This window comes from Leucobacter aridicollis (assembly GCF_024399335.1).
Taxonomy (GTDB): Bacteria; Actinomycetota; Actinomycetes; order Actinomycetales; family Microbacteriaceae; genus Leucobacter; species Leucobacter aridicollis_A.
Genome location: NZ_CP075339.1, coordinates 2837692 through 2856966 on the forward strand (window position 1 = coordinate 2837692; position 19275 = coordinate 2856966).

22 protein-coding genes are annotated in these 19275 nt (G+C 65.6%); 14 read left to right on the plus strand and 8 right to left on the minus strand.

Annotation, left to right across the window (positions count from 1 at the left end; all coding sequences use genetic code 11):
* Positions 1 to 77: 77 nt before the first annotated feature.
* From KI794_RS12780 to KI794_RS12790, 3 genes are all read right to left on the minus strand, one after another.
* Positions 78 to 1478 (minus strand): ABC transporter permease, encoded by a 1401-nt coding sequence (locus KI794_RS12780; RefSeq protein ID WP_119284867.1) that lies wholly within the window; start codon positions 1476 to 1478, stop codon positions 78 to 80.
* A complete protein-coding gene (locus tag KI794_RS12785; RefSeq protein WP_119284868.1) occupies positions 1475 to 2239 on the minus strand; it encodes an ABC transporter ATP-binding protein in 765 nt (254 codons plus the stop codon). Before KI794_RS12785 ends, KI794_RS12780 begins: the two co-directional genes overlap by 4 nt.
* A 140-nt stretch (positions 2240 to 2379) precedes the next feature.
* A complete protein-coding gene (locus tag KI794_RS12790; protein WP_119284869.1) occupies positions 2380 to 3840 on the minus strand; it encodes an MDR family MFS transporter in 1461 nt (486 codons plus the stop codon).
* An 80-nt stretch (positions 3841 to 3920) separates the two neighbouring features.
* Between KI794_RS12790 and KI794_RS12795 the strand changes: the two genes are divergently transcribed.
* Positions 3921 to 4565, plus strand: a complete 645-nt coding sequence (locus KI794_RS12795; protein WP_119284870.1) for a TetR/AcrR family transcriptional regulator — start codon at positions 3921 to 3923, stop codon at positions 4563 to 4565.
* A 38-nt stretch (positions 4566 to 4603) separates the two neighbouring features.
* Here KI794_RS12795 and KI794_RS12800 read toward each other — a convergent pair whose 3' ends face one another.
* Positions 4604 to 5413 carry an AraC family transcriptional regulator gene (locus tag KI794_RS12800; RefSeq protein ID WP_255808316.1) on the minus strand — a complete coding sequence of 270 codons (810 nt, stop codon included), beginning with the start codon at positions 5411 to 5413 and terminating at the stop codon, positions 4604 to 4606.
* Positions 5414 to 5495: 82 nt separating this feature from the next.
* Here KI794_RS12800 and KI794_RS12805 point away from each other — a divergent pair, with 82 nt between their 5' ends.
* The 3 genes from KI794_RS12805 to KI794_RS12815 all read left to right on the plus strand — a co-directional run bounded on the left by KI794_RS12805 (position 5496) and on the right by KI794_RS12815 (position 8107).
* Positions 5496 to 6311: a TSUP family transporter gene (locus KI794_RS12805; protein ID WP_255808317.1), complete on the plus strand. Its 816-nt coding sequence runs from the start codon at positions 5496 to 5498 to the stop codon at positions 6309 to 6311.
* A gap of 105 nt (positions 6312 to 6416) precedes the next feature.
* Complete coding sequence (locus tag KI794_RS12810) at positions 6417 to 7478, plus strand: LLM class flavin-dependent oxidoreductase (RefSeq protein ID WP_255808318.1); 1062 nt, start codon at positions 6417 to 6419, stop codon at positions 7476 to 7478.
* A gap of 128 nt (positions 7479 to 7606) precedes the next feature.
* Positions 7607 to 8107: an SUKH-4 family immunity protein gene (locus KI794_RS12815; protein WP_119284873.1), complete on the plus strand. Its 501-nt coding sequence runs from the start codon at positions 7607 to 7609 to the stop codon at positions 8105 to 8107.
* Between the two features lie 29 nt (positions 8108 to 8136).
* On the opposite strand, the gene KI794_RS12820 is transcribed toward KI794_RS12815, so the two are convergent.
* A complete protein-coding gene (locus tag KI794_RS12820; protein WP_255808319.1) occupies positions 8137 to 8514 on the minus strand; it encodes a hypothetical protein in 378 nt (125 codons plus the stop codon).
* 101 nt (positions 8515 to 8615) lie between these two features.
* Between KI794_RS12820 and KI794_RS12825 the strand changes: the two genes are divergently transcribed.
* The 7 genes from KI794_RS12825 (at position 8616) to KI794_RS12855 (ending at position 13493) form a co-directional block, all read left to right on the plus strand.
* The gene (locus KI794_RS12825) at positions 8616 to 9092 is read left to right on the plus strand and encodes a GNAT family N-acetyltransferase (protein WP_119284875.1); all 477 of its coding nucleotides are present in this window, start codon (positions 8616 to 8618) and stop codon (positions 9090 to 9092) included.
* A gap of 114 nt (positions 9093 to 9206) precedes the next feature.
* Entirely contained in the window at positions 9207 to 9575 is a 369-nt protein-coding gene (locus tag KI794_RS12830) for a hypothetical protein (RefSeq protein ID WP_255808320.1), read from the plus strand.
* A 74-nt stretch (positions 9576 to 9649) separates the two neighbouring features.
* Positions 9650 to 9877 (plus strand): GNAT family N-acetyltransferase, encoded by a 228-nt coding sequence (locus KI794_RS12835; RefSeq protein WP_255808321.1) that lies wholly within the window; start codon positions 9650 to 9652, stop codon positions 9875 to 9877.
* Between the two features lie 62 nt (positions 9878 to 9939).
* Complete coding sequence (locus KI794_RS12840; RefSeq protein ID WP_255808322.1) at positions 9940 to 10797, plus strand: alpha/beta fold hydrolase; 858 nt, start codon at positions 9940 to 9942, stop codon at positions 10795 to 10797.
* A gap of 85 nt (positions 10798 to 10882) precedes the next feature.
* On the plus strand, positions 10883 to 11671 hold the full coding sequence (locus tag KI794_RS12845) for an alpha/beta fold hydrolase (protein WP_255808323.1): 789 nt from the start codon (positions 10883 to 10885) through the stop codon (positions 11669 to 11671).
* 32 nt (positions 11672 to 11703) lie between these two features.
* Positions 11704 to 12267 carry a hypothetical protein gene (locus KI794_RS12850; protein ID WP_119284880.1) on the plus strand — a complete coding sequence of 188 codons (564 nt, stop codon included), beginning with the start codon at positions 11704 to 11706 and terminating at the stop codon, positions 12265 to 12267.
* Positions 12268 to 12422: 155 nt separating this feature from the next.
* The gene (locus KI794_RS12855; RefSeq protein WP_255808324.1) at positions 12423 to 13493 is read left to right on the plus strand and encodes an LppP/LprE family lipoprotein; all 1071 of its coding nucleotides are present in this window, start codon (positions 12423 to 12425) and stop codon (positions 13491 to 13493) included.
* Between the two features lie 62 nt (positions 13494 to 13555).
* Here the strand turns inward: KI794_RS12855 and KI794_RS12860 are convergent, their stop codons facing one another.
* From KI794_RS12860 to KI794_RS12870, 3 genes are read right to left on the minus strand one after another with little or no spacing between them, the layout of a single operon-like run.
* Positions 13556 to 14017 (minus strand): ASCH domain-containing protein, encoded by a 462-nt coding sequence (locus KI794_RS12860; RefSeq protein ID WP_119284882.1) that lies wholly within the window; start codon positions 14015 to 14017, stop codon positions 13556 to 13558.
* A 21-nt stretch (positions 14018 to 14038) separates the two neighbouring features.
* Entirely contained in the window at positions 14039 to 14767 is a 729-nt protein-coding gene (locus KI794_RS12865) for a DUF3027 domain-containing protein (RefSeq protein ID WP_255808325.1), read from the minus strand.
* A complete protein-coding gene (locus KI794_RS12870; protein WP_119284884.1) occupies positions 14760 to 15137 on the minus strand; it encodes a cold-shock protein in 378 nt (125 codons plus the stop codon). Before KI794_RS12870 ends, KI794_RS12865 begins: the two co-directional genes overlap by 8 nt.
* 170 nt (positions 15138 to 15307) lie before the next feature.
* Between KI794_RS12870 and KI794_RS12875 the strand changes: the two genes are divergently transcribed.
* The 3 genes from KI794_RS12875 (at position 15308) to KI794_RS12885 (ending at position 19247) form a co-directional block, all read left to right on the plus strand.
* Positions 15308 to 15574, plus strand: a complete 267-nt coding sequence (locus KI794_RS12875) for a hypothetical protein (protein WP_119284885.1) — start codon at positions 15308 to 15310, stop codon at positions 15572 to 15574.
* Positions 15575 to 15587: 13 nt separating this feature from the next.
* Complete coding sequence (locus KI794_RS12880; protein ID WP_255808326.1) at positions 15588 to 17435, plus strand: helicase-associated domain-containing protein; 1848 nt, start codon at positions 15588 to 15590, stop codon at positions 17433 to 17435.
* Between the two features lie 99 nt (positions 17436 to 17534).
* Positions 17535 to 19247: a sunset domain-containing protein gene (locus KI794_RS12885; protein ID WP_255808327.1), complete on the plus strand. Its 1713-nt coding sequence runs from the start codon at positions 17535 to 17537 to the stop codon at positions 19245 to 19247.
* Positions 19248 to 19275 lie beyond the last annotated feature (28 nt).

A 19275-nucleotide genomic window follows, 5' to 3' on the forward strand; every position in this document is an offset into this window, starting at 1 on the left:
CTCTTGGGCTTAGCCCGCAGGAGGGCCCCATGAGTCGCTCATGGGGCCCTCCTGTGAACATCAGGTGCCAGTTCGGGCTACGCGACCGAGAGCGCGGTCACCGGTGACACCCGCACCGCGCGCCGCGCGGGGGCGGCAGCCGCGACAAGTGCGAGCGCGACCCCGAAGAGCACGACGCCGGCGATCACCAGCCACGGCACGCTCGGTGCGGCAAACCCGATCTCGGAGCCGATGAGCGACTGCGCAGCCACCCAGCCGTAGAACACGCCAAGCAGGATCCCGAAGCCGAGCGCCGCTACTGTCATCTGCGCACTCTCCGCGATGACCATGCGTCGCACCTGTGCCCCTGTGAAGCCGAGTGCGCGGAGCAGCCCGAGTTCACGAGTGCGCTGCAGCACGCTGAGCGACAGCGTGTTCACGAGGCCGACCGCAGCAATGATCGCCGAGAAGCCGACGAGGCCTGTGAAGATCGCTGTCGTGATCGACAGTGTCTCGGTGAGCATCGCCGCCATGGCCGGGTCGTTGTCGAATGCGATAAGCGTCATCGAGCGGTAGCTGTCGAGCGCGACTGCGAACATGATGACAAGCGTCACGCCGATCACGAGACCGATCGTTGAGCGCGCGCTGCGCTCGGGGAAGCGCACGGCGTTCGCAGCGGCAAGCGACCCCGTCGGGCCGCGGTCGATGAGCTTGCCTGTGAGCTTCAGCACTGGCGGCATGATGAAGTGTGCGCCGACGGCGATGCCTGTGAACGAGAATAGGCCACCGAAGAACGACACCATGAGGGCCATCGGGGAGAGCACGCTGAGCGCGATGCCTCCCGCGAGTAGTGCGGCACCGATCACAATCAGGATCCAGGCCCACACAGTGCGGGCGCGCCTCCCGCGCGACTCCTCGGGACGCAACTCGACCGACGCACCAGTCGCGGCAATCGGCGACACCGATCCGACGCGACGCGACCCTGCCCACGCGGCCGCCCACGTCGTGAGAACGACGACGGCGACAGCGAGAATCGTGAGCGGGTCAAACAACGGATAGTTGGGCCCCTCTGGCAGCCATCCCCACCCCGGACCGAAGAACACCACACCAGCGATGAGCGCCTCAGCGACAACGAAGCCAATGACCGCGCCAATCGCGCCCATGACGAGGCCCTCGACTGCGACGCGGGAACGGATCCGCTTCGACGTCGACCCGATGAGGCGGTACAGCGCGATTGTGCGCGTGCGGCCAGCGATGATCGTCGCGAACGTATTCGCTGTCACGATCGCGCCGACATACAGGGCGATGATGATGAAGATCGCCGAGACCATGAGCAACGTCATGCGGAACGTGTCAGACCCCTCGACGAGGTCTGGGTTCAGTGCGGCGCCCATCACGCCAGTGGTGAGAATCAGGGCGACCGCAAACAGCGTACTCAGCCCAGAAACAACGACTGTCGCTGCGTGTTCACGCAGCGCCGATCCCTGTGCGGCGCTCATGCGGTGTGCCCCTCAAGGTTCAGCATTGTCGCCGAGATCTCCTCAGCGGTCATTGGGCCACGATCGGCGACGATGCGACCGTCACCGAGAAACACAATGCGGTCTGCGTAGCTCGCCGCGATCGGATCGTGCGTGACCATGACGATGCTCTGGCCCGAGTTCGTGACGGCGGAGCGCAGCAGCTTCAGCACCTCGCGCCCTGTGCGGGAGTCGAGGGCGCCCGTCGGCTCGTCAGCGAAAATAACGTCAGGCTTCGTCGCGAGGGCGCGAGCGATCGCCACACGCTGCTGCTGCCCACCGGACAACTCATGCGGGCGATGGTCGAGGCGGCTCGAGAGGCCAAGCTGGTTCAGCAGGGCGTCGATCCAGGCCATCTCCTGCAGGCTCGGCTTCTTCCCATCGAGCTGGAAGGGAAGCATGATGTTGCCGCGCACATCGAGTGTCGGAACGAGGTTGAATGCCTGGAAGATGAAGCCGATGCGGCGGCGACGCAGCTTCGTGAGCTCGGCATCACCGAGGCCTGAGATTTCGTCGCCGCCGAGCCACACCTTGCCCTCGCTTGGGGTATCGAGGCCGGCCATGACGTGCATGAGCGTCGACTTACCTGAGCCAGACGGGCCCATGATTGCGGTGAACTGGCCGCGGCCGACTGCGACAGAGACGTCGTGGAGCGCGACGACCCGCTGCTCCCCCGCCCCGTAGTACTTGCCGAGGTTCGCGACCCCGGCGACGGCTTCGATTGTTGCTGCTTGTGCGTTCATACCTCGAAGGTACGTCGGCCGACGGTACCGGCGGATCGCCCTGCGGTGCCGCTCGGGTGGTACCCCGGTACCGGATCGCGATACACGCGGCCCCCGCAGCTGACAGCCTCATCTGCCGGCCCCGCCGCCCACAGTCAGACCTAGTGCTCCGCTCCAACTTGCTGCTGCTTCGGCACGAAGAACGCGAGCACAATCGCGAGCACCGAGCTCGCGGCGGCGACCACGAACGCCACGTGGATTCCCTGACTGGTCGCGGCCACCGCGTCGTCTCCAGCAGTCACCGCGTTCGAGGTTCCGACGGCCATGAGCGTCACGAACATCGCCGTTCCGACAGCGCCTGCGAGCTGCTGCACAGTTGAGAAGATGGCGCTGCCGTGGCTGTAGAGTTCGGGCGCGAGTGAGCCGAGTGACGATGTCATCAGCGGCGTCATCATGAACGCGATGCCAAGGTTCAGCACAAGCATCGCGACGACCACGAGCCAGACCGGGCTCGCTGCTCCGAGCTGCATGAACAGCACGAGCGCGATCGAGACGACGAAGGCGCCTGGGACCACGAGCGGCCGCGCCCCAACCTTGTCAAAGAGCGCCCCGACAAACGGCGCCGCGAGGCCCATCAGAAGTCCGCCGGGGAGCACGGCGAGTCCGGTGGCGAGCGGTGTGAGCCCGAGGACGTTCTGCATGTAGATCGGGAGCAAAATCAGCGACCCGAACATTGAAAGCATCACCACGGAGATGAGCACGATGCCGATCCAGAAAGGCCGGTTCGTGAACGGGCGAAGGTCGAGAAACGCGGTTCCCCTGCGCTGCAGCACGAGTTGGCGCCAGATGAAGAACGCGAGTCCGACCGCTCCCGCCGCGATCGGGATCGCTGGGGAGAGTGGCGCGTTGCCGTCGACTGCCTGGCCGATGCTTCCAAGACCGTATACAAGACCGCCGAACGCGACGACTGACAGCAGTGCCGATGGCACGTCGAATTTGCCGGCCGAGCCCTTCTCGCCTGGCCCGATGAGGAGTCCACCGATCACGAGCACGAGTACCGCGATCGGGAGGACTGCGATGAAGACCGCCCGCCACCCGATCGCCGTGATGAGGAGCCCAGAGAATGTTGGGCCGAGCGCGGGCGCAGCAGACATCACGATCGCGATGAGCCCCATCATCCGCCCCCGCCGCTCGGCCGGGATACGCGTCAGGATGGTCGTGGTGAGCAGTGGCATCATGACGGCGGTGCCTGCGGCCTGCGCGATGCGCGCGACGACAAGGATCGCGAACGCCGGGGCGAATGCGGCTGCCGCGGTTCCGAGGGTGAAGAGGCCGAGCGCCGCCACAAAGATTGCGCGCGGTGTGAAGCGCTGCAGGAGGAATCCTGACATCGGGATCAGTACTGCCATGACGAGCATGTACGCGGTCGTCAGCCACTGCCCAGCGGATGCAGTGACCCCGAATTCGCGCATGAGCGGGGGCAGGGCGACGCCCATCACCGTCTCGTTGAGCACCATCACGAAGGCTCCTGCGAGCAGGATCCAGATGAGCGCTGTGCCGCGCCCGCCTGGTGTTTCTGGCGGGCTGACCTGTGTCGGCGCAGTTGGGGAGCTTTGGCTCACGTTTCCTCCGGGAATCACAAAATGACATTGACTGACAGAAATGTCAGCCTATGACATTTTCGCGCTGTTAACCTGTGAGCATGCCGAAGCCAACGCTCCGCGAGCTCTCCAGACAGGCCTCCCGCCAGCGCATCGCCGACGTCGCGCTCGAGCTGTTCACGCAGCACGGCTACGACGCCACAACTGTCGAGGAGATCGCCGCGGCCGCCGGCATCTCGGAGCGAACGTTCTTCAGATACTTCGCAACGAAAGACGAGGCATTCTTCGCAAACACCGCAGAAGAGACAGCGGCTGTCGTTGCCCTCGTCGAGTCCCGTCCGCCGGGCGAAGCTCCCTGGGATGCACTGCAGCACGCTGTCGAGCACACGCTGTCAAAGCTCGACCAACAAGCCGAATACGAGCGCGGTCGCAAGTTCCAGCAGATCCTCGCGGGGTCAGCGGACCTCAGCGCTCACCAATACGCCCGCATGTCTGAGTCCCAAGACCTCATTGGCGAGGTGCTCTGGCGCAGGTGGGCAGCCGCACAGCAACGAGCCATCCCCGAGTCAGAGGAGGCCGACATGCGCCTGGTGCTTCGCGCCCTTGTCGGCTCAATGCTCGGCGTACTCTCCGAGATCCTGATGCGCGCGGAAGACCGCACTCCCGAGGCCCGCATGGCCCTCGTTCGCGCCACACTTGACGCGATCAGGCCCGGGCGCGGGGACATTGGCGGCGCGCGCGACTAGCAGCGTCCACACCACCCCGGCATAGCGGGGCCCTGAGCCTACCTCCCACCGCTCCTGAGCGCCGACGGCGGCTCACCGAACGCGCGCGCGAACGCGAATGAGAACGCGGCCGGCGATGCATACCCGAGCACCCCCGAGACCTCAGCGACAGTCTGGTGCTGCAACAGCGGGATGGCGGCGAGCAGCCGGGCGCGCGCCCGCCACGCCCCGGGACTCATTCCCGTCGCCGCGCGGAACTCGCGGTTCAGGGTGCGCTCGGCGACGTTGGCGGCCGCCGCCCAGTCGGCGTTCGTGAGAGCAACATCGGGCGCCGAGATGTACGCGCGACAGATCCCAGCGAGCGGCGGCCCGGCGGGCAACGGGAGATTCAGCGGCGCCTCGCGCACCTGTTCGAGCTCGATCAAGATCAGCGCGAGCAGCGCCTCGGCTCGCTCCTCGCCGCGCTCCGCTTCCCAACGGTGCTCACCCTCCGAGCGGTGCTCACCCTCCGAGCGCCCGAGATCTGCCGCGGCTCTGAGGAGCTCACGGAGGAGTGGGGGCACGTCGACGGCGCGACAGGTCACCGGCCACCACGGAACCACACCCGGCTCAATATAGAGACTGTTCGTCTGGACGTCGAGCATGCGCACCCTGTGCGGAGTGAGCGGCGGAATGAGTACGGCGCGCTCCCCCGGAATCGTCCAGGCTCCGTCCGCCGTCTCAACAAGCATCGTGCCTGTCGCTGCGTAGAGCAGTTGCGCCCGCCGATGCTCGTGCCAGTCAAGGAGGTGCCCCGGCGGATAGTCGGTCGCAATTGGCAGTATGGTTCGGGCCGAGCCGTCGAGCGCCGCTAGAGAGACATTGCGCATGGACCCAGCATAGGCCGAAACTCGAAGGCAGTCGGCCAATCTTCGATTGTCCGCCACCGCTAGAGGCGCTGGGATTGATCGAGTGAGCATTCTTCTTCTCGTTTTCATTGGTGTCATCACTGGCACAACAACTGTCCTTTTCGGCTTTGGCGGCGGGTTCGTGACGGTGCCAGTCCTTCTCTGGGTCGGCGCATCCGCCGGGGCTGACGCCGCCGTGACCGCGGTCGCAACGTCAGCGGTGGTGATGGCAGTGAACGCTGCGGTCGCAACGGCCGCCACGCCTCCTGCGATCCTTGCGGAACTGCGCGGCACGAGCCGGCTTCTCGGACTCCTCGGACTCGGCGGCGCATTCGGCGCGATCGCGGCGGCGAACGCTCCGGCCGCGCTCATCATGTGGGGGTTCGTCGCCTACCTCGCCGTCACGATCCTCGACACCGTGGCGCGGCCGGGCTTTCTGCGCCCCCGGCGCACGCCGGCGAACCGAAGCGGCAGTGACGCCGACGCCCAGCGTTTCGCGATCCCGGCAACGCTCGGGGCGCCGATCGGCGCGCTCGCGTCGTTCCTCGGCGTCGGCGGCAGCGTCATGACAGTGCCACTGCTGCGGCGCGCCGGCATGCCGATGATGACCGCGGCGGCCCTCGCAAATCCCCTCACCCTGTGCGTCTCAGTGCCCGCGCTCGCGGTGTTCTTGCTCACGCCGCACGCGGCGGGCAGCGGCGGGGTGCTCACCTTCGGCGCCGTAGATGTTGGAGCCGCGGCGCTCATGCTCGCCGGGTCGATCCCCGTCGTCGTGATTTGGCGGAGGCGGCCACCGCGGCTTCCCGACCGCCTGCATGCGTGGGGGTACGTCGGCCTCCTTGGGCTCGTCCTTGCCGCCGTATTGACCCGGGCGGTATGACCCTCGGCGATCCTGAACACCGCATTGGCCCACATCGCCGCCTTCCGCGCGACATACGAACTATATGCGCGGGAATGTAAATTGCGGGCGCGCGTTACACCGAGCATGAGATCATTCGGATTCCTCTCTTTCGGCCACTACGGCCCCGTCCCCGGGTCGCGCGTGCGCACCGCCGGCGACATGCTCAAGCAGACGATCGAGCTAGCCGAGGGCGCCGACGAGATCGGCGTCAACGGCGCCTACGTGCGAGTGCATCACTTCGCACGCCAGGCTGCATCACCGATCCCGCTCCTCACCGCGATGGCGGCTCGCACGAGCCGCATCGAGGTCGGCACCGGCGTCATCGACCTGCGCTACGAAAACCCGCTCTATCTTGCTGAGGAGGCCGCGGCACTCGACCTCATCTCCGACGGCAGACTCGCGCTCGGCGTGAGCCGGGGATCCCCCGAGACAGCGCTCCGTGGCTACGAGGCGTTCGGGTACACGGGCTCGCAGGATCCACGCGGGGCCGACCTCGCGCGACCGAAGTTCGACCTGTTCCTCCGCGCGATCGAGGGCGAGGCGCTTGTCGAGGCCGACCCGAAGATGTCGCCTCCTGGCAGACTCGCCCTCGAGCCCCACTCGCCGGGCCTGCGGGAGCGCGTCTGGTGGGGCGCCGGCTCGACCGACACTGCAATCAACGCAGGCAAGATGGGCGTGAACCTGATGAGCTCGACCCTTGTCACCGAGGCAACGGGCGAACCCCTCGGGATTCTGCAACGCAAGCAGATCGACGCGTTCCGTGAGGCCTACCGGGAAGCCGGCCACACCGGGAAACCGCGCGTCTCTGTGAGCCGAAGCGTGTTCCCGATCGTTACCGAGCAAGACGAACTCTATTTCGGGCTCCGTGGGGGCGGACCCGGGTCGGAGTCGCAGGACCAGATCGGTGTCATCGACGGGTTCCGCTCGACATTCGGCAAGACCTATGCCGATACGCCAGATCGGCTCATCGAGCAGCTCAAGGCAGACGAGGCCGTGATGGCAGCTGACACGCTCATGCTGACAATTCCGAACCAGCTCGGGCCCGAGTACAACCTGCACATTCTCGACTCGTTCGCGAAGCATGTTGCGCCAGCGCTCGGCTGGAAGCCGAACACCGAGGGGCGCGCGGAGGGCGACGCGGTCTAGCAACTAGAGTCGCGCGAGGGAACGTCCTCGCGCGACTCTGGCTGTATGCCCTCGCATTCCCCGATCTACAAGCACCGCGGCCCGCGGTAGGCTCGCTGCGGGTCAACGGGAGAGGCTGAGGGGGCGCAATGAGCGACGTACGCACGGGCGGACTGGGCTTTCAGTTCTACGCAGATGCGGCCGATGTAGCCAAAGCTGCAGGTGCCGCCCAACGACTCAGGCGCCCGCTTCGCGTGATCGGGCATCTTCATAGCCCCGAAGAGTTCCTCGTTGCCGAGGATGCAGCCGATGGCTCAGTCTGGGTGCTCGCGGCCGACCACTCAGCCGAATGGCCGCTCAACGTATCCCGTTCCGCTCTCGACGCATGCCTCACAGCGTTCGGGCGCTACCTCGACTCTGGATCCAAGGCTTCCGGCCCTGCTGTCTACTCTGCCGACGAGATGCGGGAACGACTGGAGCGCTTCGCGAGAGGCGAGGTGGTCTCCCGAGCTCCGCAGAAGCCGCCGGCACCCCACCGGGCTCGGCTCAAGCGACTCCATCGCGAGCTGAAAGCGGCCGACCGGTCCGTGTTCGCCCGCAATTCCTGGTGGTCAGGCGTGTTGGAGGACGCGAAGAACAACCTGCTCTAAAGTGCACCGTCGACGAGTTATCGCCGGGCTCACACCGGACTGTGGCCGCCCGCAATGACATCGCGGATCATCGATCTCGCGGCTTCAGCATTCGCAACTGACAGGTAGAGCCTGTCGAACGGGCTCCCGCCTCGAATGTGAACAACGAGCGCGGCACCAGGCCCAGAGACGTTCCAATACGTGCGCTCGCTAGGCGGGTGGAAGGTGCCGCTCAGCTTCGTACCGGTGTCGAGCCCCGGGCCGCGCCAGCCCGTTGCGACACGGTGCGGGTGCTCTTCAACCTCGACACCGGCGATGTCTGCAAGCCGAACCACAATCCTCCGCCGGAAGCCCCAGACTTTATCCAGTCCCCTCGGAACAATCACAAGCTCATCGCCGATGATGTCAACGTCATTGCGGCTAGCCATCTCACCTCCGGCGCGTCATGTTCAGAAAAGGCACGCAGCCCCGAAAGCAGATTACCGCCTGCTCCACCAGGTCGCCGCTGCACCTCTGGGACAATACGCATATGGCAGCCCGACTCACCGCAATCCCGCCGCACGACTTCCCGGCCTGGCTGAGCGCATCGCGGGCCGAGTACGAAGCCGACCTCGTCGCTACAGGCTCGACTCCCGAGACCGCAGCGCGGCAGGCTGCGAAGAGTCTGGCCTCCGCGTTCCCCGACGGTGAGCCCTCACCGACCAACGCCGTGTTCAACATCGTCGACGAGGCCGACAGGACGGTTGGATACCTGTGGGTGGGGCGTGACAACTCAGACGATCCGACAGCGTGGTGGGTCTGGGACATTGTTGTCGATCCAGTGTTCCGCGGTCGCGGACTCGGCCGCGAGGGCATGCGTCTGGCTGAGGAGTACGCACGTTCGCAGGGCGCTGCGACCCTCGGCCTCAACGTCTTTGGGTTTAACACGACCGCCCGGGGCCTCTACGAGTCGTTGGGCTACGAGACGACGAGCGTCAAGATGCGCAAGAAACTCACCGAAGGCTGAGGACCACCTTCGGTGTTGCCTGTGTTTCACACGCGCACACGGGATCACGCGCGCCAGCTTCCGTTCGCGTAAGGACACTGGCTGGTGCACGAGCCGGATGGGTAGCCTGGAGCAATGACCCCCGTACCCACCGATTGGATTGAGCACCGTCGCGGCGACAACGAACTGATCGGATGGATCGTTCCCGAAGGCGAGGACTTCGCGACGATCGATCTACTCGGACGCCGCTCAGAGCCCGTCGACTGGCTCAGCGCGGAGGAGCGGCTCGAGGAGCTCGGAATCGGTTACCTCGCCGAGCGCTACGCCTACTGGAAGACACCAGACGTATGGACGCGGGTGAAAATCATCGAAGTCTCCCCCGACGGAATCACCGTGCAGGAGGATGACTACGGTGACGCCATCGGCGGGGTACCGCTCCCCTCGCACCGGCTCGACTGGCCGATGCCGAAAGAACTCGTGCTGCTCGCCGATGTCGCGGGATAGGAGCCGTACTGTACGAGCAGAGATGCGGCGAGCGCTTTTCAGGGTCATACGCATACGCTCCGTGGAATATGCGCATGTACACCCCGAATGCCCTGCAGGTGCGTGACTACACCGAGGCCGAACGTCGAGCCCGCGAGGCGGGGGCGCGAGAGCTCACTGCCAATGTGAACATCACGGCGCGGCCGGTGTTCGAGCGCTGCGGCTTCGTAGCGACGCACACACAGCAGGTTGCTCGGGGCGACGTCACGCTCGCAAACTTCCGCACGGGCAAGGTAGTCGATACTAGGTCGCGCACCGCCTGAAGGTGCAAGTCCTAGCGGCACAGACGCCAGGGACCAGTAGCCCTACGCAATACACTCTGAGCATGGAATTCAACCCGCAGCAGCATCGCGTCAACCTCCCCGACGGTCGGGTACTCGCGGGAACGAGTTTCGGCCCGGTCGACGGGCGGCCCGTGTTGTTCGTCGCGGGCGCCGCGACGGGCAAGTCGATGGTGTTTGGTGAGGATGCGCTCGGAGACACCGGCGTCCGGCTGATCACGATGGACCGGCCCGGCATTGGTAGTTCGTCGCCCACCGACGCACGTACGATCGAGTCGACTGCGTCCGACTACCGCGCGTTCTTGGCCGGGGTGCTTGGTGCCGGTGCCACCTCGATCCCCATCGTCGCGAACTCGCAGGGAGTAATCTTTGGGCTCGCCCTGGCGCTCGCTGGCGGCGCCGAGCGGCTCCTGCTCGTCTCTCCGGCAGACGAGCTCCAGCACCGTGGCGTCCACGCGCTCCTGCCCGCAGAAGCGACCGCACTCTCCGATCTTGCTGAAACGAGTCCTGGGGAGGCTGCCGCCATACTCGCTGGTTTCAGCGCGCAGGCGATGGAGGAAATGGTGCTTAGCGGGTCCCACGAAAGCGACAGAGAGTTCTATACCTCACCCACGTTTCTGCCGCGATACCGCGCAGCTCTCGCGGAGGGGTTCGCGAACGCAGGCGCTGGCTACGTACAAGACACAATGCTCGCGATGCGCTCTTGGGGCCTCGATCTCGAACGGATCGCATGCCCCGTGCAGGTGTGGTTTGGGAGCCACGACCGCAGCCACTCCCCCGACCACGGCGAGATCCTGACCGCGCGCATCCCAGGTGCGACGCGTGAAATTCGCGACGACGCGGGCGGAGCGCTGCTCTGGACGCACGCGCGCGAAGTGCTCGCGGCCGCGCTCCCCCGCTAGCGGACCGGCGAGATCAGGATCGCCGCAGCTTGAATGGCTTCCTGAGCTCTGCCGCACGAGCCGCCGAGGTGGCTAGGCTTTTAGGGTGATTGCAGAGACCCGCGGAGACGGAATACCACTGGTTGCGGTGCACGGCTTTGGGGTCGACCACCGCATCATGCTGCCTGTCGACGAGATGATCGACACCGAGGGCTGGCGGCGCGTCTACATCGACTTGCCGTGGGCCGAAGGCGCGACCGACACGGGGGCCAAGACGCCGAAGGAGGTCGCCGACGCCGTGCTCGCCGAGGTGCGCGAGCTTGCTGGCGGCGGCCCGTTTGCGATCATAGGGAACTCGTTTGGCGCGATGGTCGCCCGCCACGTCGCGCACGCACTCGCGCCACAGTGCCTGGGCCTCGCGACGCTCGCGGGCGCATTCGAACTTGATCGCGCCCTGCGCGAGCTTCCCCCGCGCGAGGTCATGATTCACGATCACAGGATCCTCGAACTCGCGGGGGCAGCCCGTTCGGACTTTGAGGAGATGGCTGTGATCCACACCGAGCAAGCCCTTCGCGGGTTCGAACGCTACGTGTTGCCTGGCATTCGCGGCGCACAACTGCGGGTGCTCGCGCGACTCAACGCGACCTACACCGACGCATACGCGCCAGAGACTGAGCACCATGAGCCGTTCACTGCGCCAGCGCTGCACGTCTTCGGTAGGCAGGACCACGTCGTCGGGTTCGCCGACGGGCTCGCCGCAGCACGTCACTACCCGCGCGGCACGTTCACTGTGCTCGACGGCGCAGGTCACAACGTGCACATCGAGCAGCCTGAGGTCGTCGGTGCGCTCGTACGCGACTGGCTGTCGCGCGCGGGCAGACACAAGCTACGCTGAAACGCACACTCACTGGGGCAGGAGAACCCAACATGTTTGACAAGGTGCTTTCTCGCGATGAAGCCCCGGCTGTGCTGGCCTACGTTCGGTCGCTGCTCGCTGCCGAGCGCTTTCACGGGCGGGTCCTCTACCAGTCGCTCGATCGGGTCAAGCAGTGGCACCTCGAGGTCGACAGAACAGTGCCAGCATGGTTCGCGGTGTCCGAAGATGGCGACTCGATTGAACTTCGTGATGGCGCTCTCCTCTTCGACGGAGAAGCCATGCCCCACGGCACGGAGGATCGGGTGCCCATCGTCGAACCGGCGTCACTCGGGTTCCCTGAGAGCCGCTACCTGTGGGGCGGATCCGCAGACGTCGACTGGCCAGTACTGCTGCAGCGGGTTGGGAAACGGTCGGTGCTCATCACGTTCGAACACGGCCGTGACCCATCGATGCGAAGCACAATGGTGATCGACACCGAGCTCGGCGTTGTCACGAGAATCCTGAACGTCTGCGAGCCTTTTCTGCTGCTCGTCGACATCGAGATCGGGCGGGGCATCGAACGGCTACGCCCGGAAGCGTACCCAGAGCTTGAGGTCATCTACCCGGAATTCTGATCGTACGGGACGTCCCTCGCCGGCTAGGTCAAGTGAGGACCCCCGAAAGGAGGTCTTCTCCCCCGTAGTTCGCGTCGCTCAACTGGAAATCGCGCGATCATCCCGTACGGTTAAGTGAAGGCGCCGGGCGCCCGCCTGGCGGTTGGGGTAGCGACATGAGACGCATACGCGCGAACGCAGCGATCACTAGAGTGCTCGCTGGCGTGATGCTCGCGAGCGCGGCGGCGCTCACCGCGTGCACCGCGGCGTCGCCGCAACCGACGAGCACTGCGGAGGTCACGCCCACCCAGCCAGGCGACGTCGAATCAGGATCGGCTCCCGCAGTCATCCCCGAGTGCGACTCGGTCAATCCGGCAGCCCAGGCCGAGCAGACAAAGTTCCTCACGTCCTTCGGCAGGGAGCGAATCACTGCTCAGTTCGGTGAGACAGACCGGGCGCTCTTCAACGAGTTCGCGAGCCCGAGCGCGCTCACTGCAGTGAAATCTGTCACGCAGGAGCGCAACTGCAACTGGGTCATTTACCTCGACAGCGTCTACCTCTACCAGCTCACTGCCGAACTTCCGCAGAGCGCAATGAAGCCGCTCATCGCCGACCTGCGCACATCGGATTTCACGGAGTCAACGAGGGGGCCTGCGACGGTGTTCACGCAGGCGATCCAAACCGGCGACATGCGCGGCACGATCGGCATCTCGCACTCGTTCATCGGCGACGTCTGGATAGTACTGATCGAGAATTCGACAGCATTCTACGAGCAGTCTGCAATTGATGCGATCCTCACCGCGAATCCATCGCTCAAGCGCGCTACGACGACGTCGTGCGTTGAGCACCTGCCGGGGCCCGCGGTTACGCGTGCCGTTGCAGATCTCGCGTCGCGCACCGCCGAGGCGGACGGGTGGGACCTGGAGCGCGCGATCGATCTGGCAGGCGAAACATTCGACGCATGCATGCCCCTCTCCTGGGCAGTTTTGCCGTCTGCCGGATCGGGAACCTCTTCCCCCACCCCCATCATGTTCTTCCACTACGGCGACTTCGTCGGCACTGATGCAGACAGTGGAATCGGGGTATCCCCGCGGGTATCCCGAGTATCGAAATACTCGCTCGGCGTCGAGTACCGCTGGCAGCAGGACGGCGAACTCACGGCGTCGGGTAGCGCGGTCTCGACGTACACATGGGATGTTCCGACGAAGTCGATCATTCGAGACGGCCAGTTGCCGCCCGACTCGTAGCCAAGTCAATCGCCGTGTGGGAGGTTCGGCCGGCGGTCCCTGCGGTGGCACTCGCGAGCAGGCTACGAGCCGTAGACGAGCCGGAATCGCTCGCACAGTACCGGCATGTCGGGTTCGTACCCCTTCGGGCTCTCCGAGTGAAGCCGCCAATAGCGTTCGTGGATGGTTCGCCACGACGCGAGGGTGCGGTCGTCCTCCCCCTCCGCCCGGGCGTGCTCCTCGGTCACCTCGTCGAAGGGCACGATCTCCACGCTCGTGGTGACAATGACCGCTCTCGGCTCACCGGCACCGTCGAGAATGATGCTGTATTCGCCAACCTGCGGCAGCGACTCTCCGGTGAACTCGTAGTCCCATACCGACGAGGCCGTACCTGTCTTCGTCCCATCAAGCACGAGTTGGAGCAGGCTATCCGCGTGCTCCTTCGTCGCTCCAAACGCCCAGGCTTCCGGGATCTCCGCGGGCAGCGTGGAGTCACTCGCTCGACGTGTCTCCCAGAACTCGCCAACTGTGGTCGCTGCCGTCATACGGTGCGCCCCTCAGACGGGTCAGTCTTCGTCGTCCGCATCTTCCGAGTCATCGGCGGCGGCGTGAGCGTCGTCTGTATCGTTTTCATCGTCGTCGTCATCATCTTCGTCGTTGTCGAGGTCGTCGCCATCCTCGTCGCCGTCATCGTCATCAACGTCGTCGTCAGCGTCGTCGTCAGCGTCGTCGTGGCCGTCCTCGTCGTCGCCCTCGCCGAGGTCGACGCCGTCAAGATCGTCTTCGTAGTCGGCGTAGTCGTTCTCGAGCGCGTCCTCGTCGGCGTCATCGAGGTCGGCAAGTTCCGCTGCTGCCTGCTCCGCCGCGGCGTGCTCGGCTGCTGCCTCCTTCGACTGGCGCGACTGCGCGTCTCGATATTGCGCGAGCCGTTCAGACCACGGCACCCATTCGGGGGCGAGCATCGACCCCTCGCCCGGCAGCAGCTCCACCTCAAGGACAGTCACCGGCGCGTCCTCGTCGACTCGGGCAATCGCCGCAGCCCACCGCCATCCGGGGTAACCGGCGAGCAAGCTCTCGAAGAACACCGTGACCGTGCGCTCGTCGTTCACCTCGTAACCAGCGTCACCGCCAATCGACTTGGCGTCGGTGATCTCTTCAAGCGCGGCGCGCGCCTGCGCACGCGACTCTCGGGTGAGGAGCACCGCGTCTGGTTCGATTGGTGTGCGCGCCTCGGTCGTCTCATCAGGCTGGGCTGACCCGTCGATGGCGGACTGTTCGGCGTTCTGCTCAGACATCGAAATCATCCGCCACTCGTCGCAGCATCGTGGCGACCTGGCGCGAAGCCTGCCGCTCTGGATACTGCCCGCCCTTGAGCTTGCCACCAACAGCGTCGAGCAGCTTGACGAGGTCTTCAATGATCACTGCCATCTCGTCGGCCGATTTACGGCTCCTCTTCGCGAGCAGTGGCGTGTCGATCACTCGCACTGACAGTGCTTGGGGGCCGCGACGCCCCTCGCCGACGCTGTACTCGAGCCGACTTCCGGCACGCACCTCGACGCCATCCGGGATCACCGACGCGTGCAGGTAGACCTGCTGTCCGTCTTCGCCCTGGATGAAGCCAAAGCCCTTGTCCTCGTCGTAGAACCTGACCTTGCCGTTCGGCATGTCTCGCCCTTCCCTTCGCGGCATCTGCCGCAGTGGCCTCTCGGCCAAACGTTTTCGTGCCCGGCCGTATGTCCGTGCGTTGACTAGCAGTCTAGCCGTTCGGCCGTTTAGAACTGTGCGAAACCACAGCTCAGAGGGACTGTGCACAAGCGCGCGCTAAACTCGGTGGAATGAGCACCGAAGAAACCAGCACCCCGTCGCTGTTCGAGCGGATTCTCGCCTACGCGACGGTCTCGATCATTGTCGTCGCACTCGGGTCGTTCTTTGCGACGCTCATCGTTGGTATGAGTAACCGCCAGGCTGTCGCCGAAGGCTTCTGGCCGGTGGTCTACGGGATCTCGCTGTTCGCGCTTCCGATCGGGTTTGCGTTGCTCGTCGTCCTGCTGATCGTCGCGCAACGCCGCCGCAGCCGGGATGCCCGCCGCGGAACCGTCTAGCGAGGTTCGCCCGTTGAGTGGCACTCTCGCGCTCTCGTCCCTGATCGCCTCGCTCGACAGGGCAAGCCTGGATGCGCTCGTGCGCTCGCGCCGCGTGGCCGTCCCAGCTTCGGTCAACGACTCGCTCGATCTCGCAAGCGAGCTACTGAAGCCCGAGTCGATCTCCCAGGCGCTCACGCTGCTTCCTAGGAACCAGCTCACACGTCTCGCGCAAGCCGCCGACAGTGAAGGTGCTGGCGCGCCGAAGTCGATACAGATCGACGACCCTGTTGACGATGATGCAGCTAGGCAGCTTCGGGCGCGGGGATTGCTCGGTGCTGGCAACGCGGAGCTGCCTGAAGTCACCGCCGCCCTCGAGGCGTTGCTCGCCCTCCGTGGGCTGAGCGCCGCAGCGCTGCTCGAAGGCCAGTCACACGCATCCCCACGCGCTGACGTCGAAGCGGCAGACACATCATCCTGGTTCGCCGCCGCGCTCACGTCCACGGGACAGGCCGCATGGCTGCTGCGGGAGCTCGGGCGCGCACCAGCGAAGCTCAACAGAAACGGCGACGTCGCCTCCGCCTGGCTGCGCACGGTTGAAGATCGGCTCGCGATTCCCCATGCCGGCGAACTCGTCGTCTTGTTGCGCGCTGCGGATCTCGCGTACGCGTCTGACGGCCTGTGCACCTCGAACGGGGAACACTGGCTCGGCGCGAGCCACGACGACAGGTGGATCGCTCTCGCAAAGGCCGCGGTTGAGCTTATGCCGAGCGAGCTGCGCGGCCTCCTCACGAGAGCAACTGTGGGGTCGCAGCTTCGTCCGGTCGTCGAGCATTTCCCCGAGCAGTTCCCGCTCGTGACTGACTCAACGTTTACCGCGATCGACAGGGCCGCAGGCCTCTGGGAGCGCATCGGTCTGACAGTGTCGGGCAGCTTCAGCGAGCCCGGAATTGCCGTGCTTCGCGGCGAGCTGGGTCTCGACCGCAAGGCACGGCCACTCGGTTTTCCCGAGCATGCCCCCGGCATCTACATTCAGCCCGACCTTTCAGTGATCGTCCCGGGCCCGCTTGGCGCAACAGAGGAGGAGGCGCTCGCGGCACTCGCACTGCCCGAGCAGCTGGGGGTCGCGTCAACCCTGCGAATCTCTGAGGCCACGCTCTCCGAGGCCTTCCACCGCGGCTTCGATGGCTCCGAGATTCGCGAGCTGCTCGAGAACCTCGCGCTCACCGGCATCCCGCAACCCGTTGACTACCTCATCACGACGCTGAGCGAGCGCGCCGGGAGTATCGTCGTGAGCCCCTTTCTCGGGGAGCAGTGGCGGAGTCGGATCGAGTTTGCGCGCCCCGAGCTTCGCTCCACGGTGCTCGTCGACCGTCGGCTTGCCCACCTGCAACTTCACGAACCTGAGCCCGAGGCGTTAGACCCGCTTGATGCGTTCACGGTCGCCGCACCAGTGCTCTACTCGCGGCTTCGAGCCGATCACGTGCTTGCCGCACTATTGGATGCCCGCTACCCAGCACGCGGCGCCGACGGTCTCGTTGCGGCAAAGGAAGGCCGAGAGCGCACAGTATCTCCCAAGGCTTCCGCCCCAACGGTCGCTACCGACGCTTCCGAGCGCCGAGGATCTGCCGCTGAGGCACTCGTCGAACGGGTACTCGAGTCGGCGAGCGATGGGCCCACAGACACGAGCAGGCTCATCACGCTCGCGATCCGCGACCGCACTCGACTGAGCGTCAGTGTCGAGATCCGGGGCGAAGCACGAACATTCGCGATCGTGCCTGTGTCACTCGCTGGTGGCCGCATGCGCGCACTGGACGAGACCGCCGGCGTCGAGCGGACGTTGCCACTCGAGGCGATAACCGAGATTACGCAGCTCAATTAGCAAGAGCGATGCGCCGTTCGTGCGCCCCTGTCGCAGTGTTTGTCGTCACACCCCTCCGGGCTACACTGGCAAAGTCTATGTAGTTTGATGGGGGTTTCAATGTTGAGAATAACTGGCGCGCTCCTCGCCTCCGCTCTTGTCTTTGGCGCGACAGTTTCGGCAGACGCGCCCGCCGCGATCGCCGCTACTCAAGCGCTCCCCCAGACAACGTCGACCCCGGCGCAGCAGCTCGAGCCAGAGTCTCCTGGCAGCGTCGAAGGCCCCGAGCTAACTGAGGCCCCCGCTCCCGTCGGAGCCCCGACAACGCCCCCAGAGATCGTCGGGGGTAGCGCAGTTGTCGGCACCGCTGTGGCGGCAAGCCTCGGCGTCTGGCCGGATGCCGAGCTCGAGTTCGAACTGAGCTGGCAGCGTGACGGTGTCGACATTGGCGGCGCGCTCGGCGCGAGCTACACGCCGCAGCCAGACGACCTCGGCGCCGCCCTTCGCGCCGCGATCACCGCGACCGCGCGAAACGGCGAGTCCCTCACTGTCTTCACCGAGCCAGTCATTGTCGGGCCAGGTTCGATGAGTCTCGCGGCTGTGAGCCTCACAGGCACCCCAGCCGTCGGAAGCACGTTGCAGGCATCGCTCGCAGAGCCAGCACCCGGCGACGCCATGCTCACGTTCCGCTGGAACCGCAACGGCGTAACGATTCCGGGTGCAACCGCGGCCAGCTACACGCTCACCGCCGCCGACCTTGGCAAGGCGATCACTGCAACTGTTGAAGCTTCGCGCTACGGTTACAGCGGGGCCGTCCGGTCCTCGGCGCCAACGCGCGCAGTCGTTGCCGGTGCACTCGCGTCGAAGAAGCCCACGATCTCGGGCACCGCCGCCGTCGGCTACACGCTGACTGGCGCTCCCGGCGCCTGGGGTCCCAAGCCCGTAAAGCTGCAGTACCAGTGGCTGCGAAACGGTGCCGCCATTCCCAAGGCGACGGGTACGACCTACAAGCTCGCCGCTGCCGATATCGGCAAACGAATCACCTTCCGTGTCACCGGAACACTGGGCGGGTACGGGACAGTGTCGCAGACCTCCGGCGCTAGCGCGGCCGTCCTGCGATCGCTCGCCACTGCTCCCGCCCCGGCCGTTTCGGGCACCGTGAAGGTCGGGCAGACCCTCTCCGCGAAGCCGGGAGCTTGGAAGCCTGCCCCGGTCTCCCTGTCGTACCAGTGGCTTCGCAACGGATCGGCCATCAAGGGCGCGACGAAGAGCACCTTCAAGCTGACCTCCGCCGACGGTGGCGCGAAGATCAGCGTCAGGGTGACCGGGAAGAAATCGGGCTACCTCACGGTCGCCAAGACCTCAGCGGCCAAAGCTGTGCCCCGCGTCCTTGGCACAGCGAAACCAGCGATCTCGGGCACGAAACTCGTCGGCTCGAAGCTCACCGTGAATCGCGGCAAGTGGACCGCAGGGGCCTTGCTCAAAACTCAGTGGCTCCGCAACGGGGCAGCTATCACGGGCGCGACGGGCACCACGTACTCGCTCACCGCGGCGGACGCGGGCAAACGAATCTCGGTTCGCGTTACCGGGAGTAAGTCGGGGTACACCGCCGCGTCGCAGACCTCGGCAGCGACCGGAAACATTGGCTACCCATCGCGCACCAAGCCCGCGAGCTCCTGGAACTGCCCGGCCTGGGCTCCGATCAAGGGTAATGCGAACTCGATGATTTACCACGTCAAGGGCGGCCAGTACTATTCCAGGACCAAACCTGAGGAGTGCTTCACAACGGCTGCCGCTGCGCAGCGCGCCGGATACCGCGCGTCGAAGCGCTAGCAGGCGACAGGTGAGGCAGACTTTTCTC